Annotated in this window: 3 protein-coding genes; 1 reads left to right on the top strand and 2 read right to left on the bottom strand. The window is 72.3% G+C overall.

The window, feature by feature from the left end:
• Positions 1-122: 122 nt before the first annotated feature.
• Positions 123-1,046: a thioredoxin domain-containing protein gene (locus RWM17_RS12390; RefSeq protein WP_314104098.1), complete on the bottom strand. Its 924-nt coding sequence runs from the start codon at positions 1,044-1,046 to the stop codon at positions 123-125.
• 70 nt (positions 1,047-1,116) lie between these two features.
• Complete coding sequence (locus RWM17_RS12385; protein ID WP_314104094.1) at positions 1,117-1,749, bottom strand: vitamin K epoxide reductase family protein; 633 nt, start codon at positions 1,747-1,749, stop codon at positions 1,117-1,119.
• A gap of 445 nt (positions 1,750-2,194) precedes the next feature.
• Here RWM17_RS12385 and RWM17_RS12380 point away from each other — a divergent pair.
• The coding region (locus RWM17_RS12380) for an Rne/Rng family ribonuclease (protein WP_399540477.1) at positions 2,195-4,741 on the top strand (2,547 nt) is incomplete at its 3' end.

Here is a 4,741-nt window from a genome sequence, read left to right as displayed (position 1 = left end):
CCCCGCCGGGGCCCGCCGGGGCGCCCCCCGCCGGGTCCTCTCTCAGCTCCCTGTGGGGGGGGGGGGTCCGGCCCCCCGCCCCCCCCCCCGCCCCTCCTTCGTCGATCGCGACGGGACCTGGGTCAGGGGGTCGGCGTGGCCGTCGACTCGGGCAGCTCGCCGGTGCTCGTGTCGCCGGTCGGCTGGCCCCCGGCGACCTCGGCCACGAACTGCGCGAACGCAGCGGCGTCGGTGGGCGAGCCCTGGTACTGCTGGCCGTTGACCAGGACGGTCGGCGTCGCGGACACCGCCGCGAGGTCGGAGTTCGGCAGCGGGTCGTTCAGGGCGCGCTCGGTCGCGGAGGCGACCCAGTCGGTGAACTCGCCGTCGGTGATGCAGGAGGCGACGGCAGGATCGTCGGCACCGGCGCCCTGGACCAGCGTCACCAGCTCGTCGTTCGTCAGGCCGGTCGTGTTCTCGGCCGGCTGCTGGGCGAACAGGGCGGTGTTGACGTCGAGCGCCGTGTCGGGCTGGTAGTTCGCGACGCAGGCCAGGGCGTTCGCCGACCGGGTCGAGTACTTCGACCCGAGGCTCGCGTTGTCGAGGAACCCGAGGGGGTGGATCTCGAGGTCGGCCGCGCCCTGCGTGACCCAGGTCTCGAGCTGCTCGGCGTTCGTGGTGTCGAACTGGCCGCAGTAGGGGCACATGTAGTCGAGGTAGACGACGATGCTCGGCTTCTCGGCCGTGCCGGCCGCGGACGGCGTGGGGGAGCCGTCGGCCGGCGTGGCGTCCGTCGTGACGGCGGAGACGGTCGTGCCGTCGCCCGAGAGCACGATGCCGTCGCTGGCCATGTTCAGGGGGCCGGGGCCCGCGGGCGCGAGCGAGCGCGTGATCACCAGGGCCACGACGGCGAGGATCGCGAGCACGCCCACGACGAGGCCGCCCTGCAGGGCCCACTTGTTGCGGCGTCGGCGCTTGGCCTCCGCCTCACGCGTGACACGGGCCTTCTCGCGGGCGGACTCCCGCCGTTCGCGCTTGGTCTCTCCTGGTCCGGCTGGTGGCGTCATGGTTCCTCGCTCGTCGGTGTCGGTGGCCTCGTCGACCCTCTCGCACCTCCCCATGGGGAGGCTGAGCGGCTCAGCGGAGCAATGTGGGCAGGAGGAGCGGGAACTGCACGAGGATCACCGTCGCGACGACGACGTAGTTCAGCACGGGCAGGATCCAGGAGAACGGCAGGAACGCCGCGGCGGCCCGCTGGAGCCGGCCGTGCGGCACGCTCACGCCGCGCGCGAGGCCCCACACGAGCAGGATCCAGAAGAGCGGGATGGTCACCGACCAGACGAGCATGCACCACGGGCAGAGCGCCCCGATGACGAAGACCGTCTGGGTGAACAGCCACGTGACGAACACCCAGGCCAGGAACACGCCCGCCGTGAAGGCGACCCAGAACCACCGGGCGAACCGCGCTCCAGCGAGCAGCCCGACGCCCACGGCGACGGGCGCCGCGAACCCGACGAGTCCGAGGATCGGGTTGGGGAAGCCGAACAGCGAGGCCTGCCAGCTGTTGATGACGGGCGAGCAGCCGACGAACGGGTTGACGTCGCAGCCGAGCGAGGCCGTCGGGTCCTCGAGCAGCCGGAACTTGTCGACGGTCAGCGCGAACGAACCGAGCAGCCCCACGAGCCCGACGATCACCAGGAGGACGGCGGGGACGACGACGGGTCGACCCGTCGACGGGTGGGTTCGCTGAGGCGCTCTCTGCTCGGTCACGACGACGATCATCTCACCGTCCCGATCGTGGTCGGAGGTGAGGCGTGCGATAATCGAGCCAGTCGCGGGGCGTGAGTCCCGGGATCAAGACTTTCCGGGCCGTGCTGCACCGCGGGGCCGTCGGCAGGTCGGCCTCCACGAGTGGCCGTCCTCGCGGGCGGGCACCGTCAGGTGGCAGCTAGATCCGGGCCAGGGCGCAGTCGCCCACCGCCGGACAGCCAGTTCCGGACAGAGCAACGAAGAACCTGACGTCGACGAACGACATCCGGGGAGACGCCCGCAGAGACGGGCGCCGGCTCCGGCTGACCGAACGCGACGTCGCTGACGATGCGCGCCGTGAGAGGGCGCGGTGGTCGCAGGCAGGTGCACGGCGCCTCCCGGCCACGACACGAGACCACCCGGCGACGGCGATGCCGACGGCGGGTCGAGGAGCACACCAGCAGTGGTGGACAAGAACGACAACGACAGAGACGGCCAGCCGAAGAAGAAGAGGGGCCTGTTCGCCGGGCTCCTGTCGCGCCAGGTGCCCGCACCGGCGACGACCGCGCGCCGCGCGCTCGGCACCGCCCCCCACGACCGGAACGACGACGCCCAGGAGGCTTCCCCCGTGACCACCGAGAAGGAGGTCGGGGCCGAGGCCGCGACCAGCAGCATCGACACCGCCCGCCCCGCCCAGCCCGAGGCCGTCGTCGACACCGAGGCCGTCCAGGCCGACATCGCCGCCGTCGCGCCGCCGCGCGCAGAGGCTCCTGCGGACGACGCGGGCGACGTCTCCGCTGCCGAGTCGGGTCCCATCCCGGCCCAGCTCACCACGACGAGCCTGATCTTCCACGCGCCCGAGATCCTCCCCCTGCCGGCCCGGCCGGGGCGTCGTCGCCACGACGACGAGTGGGACGACCGCGACGACGACGACCGCGACCAGCGTGACGACGACCGCGACGACGACGACCGCGACGAGCCCCAGCGCGGCACCTCGCGCCGTCGCCAGCGCGGCCGCTCGCAGGACAGGGAAGAACGCGACTCCGAGCAGCGCCAGGGCGGCGACCGCGGCGACCGTCGCGAGCGGCCGCAGCGCCAGGTCGAGCTCATCACCGAGCCGCAGCGAATCAAGGGCTCGACCCGTCTCGAGGCCAAGAAGCAGCGCCGCCGCGACGGTCGTGACGCCGGCCGCCGCCGCACCGTCATCACCGAGGCCGAGTTCCTGGCCCGCCGCGAGAGCGTCGACCGCAAGATGATCGTCCGCTCGTCGGGCGACCGCATCGAGATCGGCGTGATGGAGGACGGCACGCTCGCCGAGCACTACGTCGCCAAGGCGCAGAACGTCTCGCTGATCGGCAACGTCTACCTCGGTCGCGTCCAGAACGTGCTCCCGAGCATGGAGGCGGCGTTCGTCGACATCGGACGCGGCCGCAACGCCGTCCTCTACTCGGGCGAGGTCGACTGGGACTCGCTGTCGAACGGCAACCAGCCGCGCCGCATCGAGCTCGCGCTCAAGCCCGGCGACCGCGTGCTCGTCCAGGTCACGAAGGACCCGGTGGGCCACAAGGGCGCCCGTCTCACGAGCCAGATCTCGCTGCCCGGCCGCTACCTCGTCTACGTGCCCAACGGCTCGATGAACGGCATCAGCCGCAAGCTGCCCGACACCGAGCGCGCGCGCCTCAAGAAGATCCTGAAGGAGGCGCTGCCCGAGAACGCGGGAGTCATCGTCCGCACCGCGGCCGAGGGCGCCACGGAGGAGCAGCTCACCCTCGACATCACGCGCCTCACGAACCAGTGGGCCGACATCAGCAGCAAGGTCGAGGCCGGCAACGCCCCGGCGCAGCTGCACTCGGAGCCCGACCTGCTGATCAAGATCGTCCGCGACGTCTTCAACGAGGACTTCCACGAGCTCGTCATCGACGGAGACGACGCCTACGACACCCTCCAGTCGTACCTGTCGGCCGTCGCGCCCGACCTGCTCGACCGCGTGAAGCGCTACGAGGGCGACCGCGACGCGTTCGACGAGCACCGCCTCAACGAGCAGATCGAGAAGGCGCTCGACCGCAAGGTCTGGCTGCCCTCCGGCGGCTCGCTGGTCATCGACCGCACCGAGGCCATGACGGTCGTCGACGTCAACACGGGCAAGTTCGTCGGCTCCGGGGGAAACCTCGAGGAGACGGTCACGAAGAACAACCTCGAGGCCGCAGAAGAGATCGTCCGCCAGCTGCGCCTCCGCGACATCGGCGGCATCATCGTCGTCGACTTCATCGACATGGTGCTCGAGTCGAACCGCGACCTCGTGCTCCGCCGACTGGTCGAGTGCCTCAGCCGCGACCGGACCAAGCACCAGGTCGCCGAGGTCACCTCGCTCGGTCTCGTGCAGATGACGCGCAAGAAGCTCGGCCTCGGCCTGGCCGAGTCGTTCGCCGAGGCAGGCAGCGCCGCACGCGTGCAGGAGCAGCAGCCCCGCAAGGGCCAGGAGCAGCGCCGCCGTGGCGGGGCCCAGGCAGGCAAGCAGGGCGGCTCGGCCGGCGCCTCCGGCGGTCAGGGTCGCGGCTCGGCCGGCCAGGGCGGCCAGGCGGGCTCGTCGGCACACCCGACGACCGGCACGCACGCCATCACCGACGACGTGAAGAACGCGCTCTCGCGCATCGCGGCGTCGACCATCGCGCACGCCGAGGACGGCGACCGGCCGGCCGACAGCGACAGCGCCGCCACGGCTGCGGCCGCGGTCGAGGCCGCCATCGACGCCGCCGCGGCCTCGGTGTCGTCCACGCGACCCGACGAGGCGCAGGACGACTCGTCCGACGAGCCGCGTCGCAGCCGTGGCGGCCGCAAGGGCCGTCGTGGCTCGCGGTCCCGTGACTCCGAGCAGGGCGAGCAGCAGGGCGGACAGCGCGACGCGCAGGCCGACGACCAGCAGGCCCGCGAGACGGCCCCGGTCGTCGAGGCGCCGACGTCGGCACCCGTCGTCGAGGCTCCGGCCATCGAGGCTCCGGCCGCCGACGTCGCC

Origin of the sequence: uncultured Frigoribacterium sp. (genome assembly GCF_963515265.1) — a bacterium.
Classification (GTDB): domain Bacteria; phylum Actinomycetota; class Actinomycetes; order Actinomycetales; family Microbacteriaceae; genus Frigoribacterium.
The sequence above is the reverse complement of the archived record's forward strand: the minus strand, read 5'-3'. Positions and strand labels throughout refer to the sequence as shown.

Coding starts and splice junctions, on each gene's coding strand:
- RWM17_RS12390 (WP_314104098.1), bottom strand. CDS start 1,046: ATGACGCCACCAGCCGGACCAGGAGAGACCAAGCGCGAACGGCGGGAG.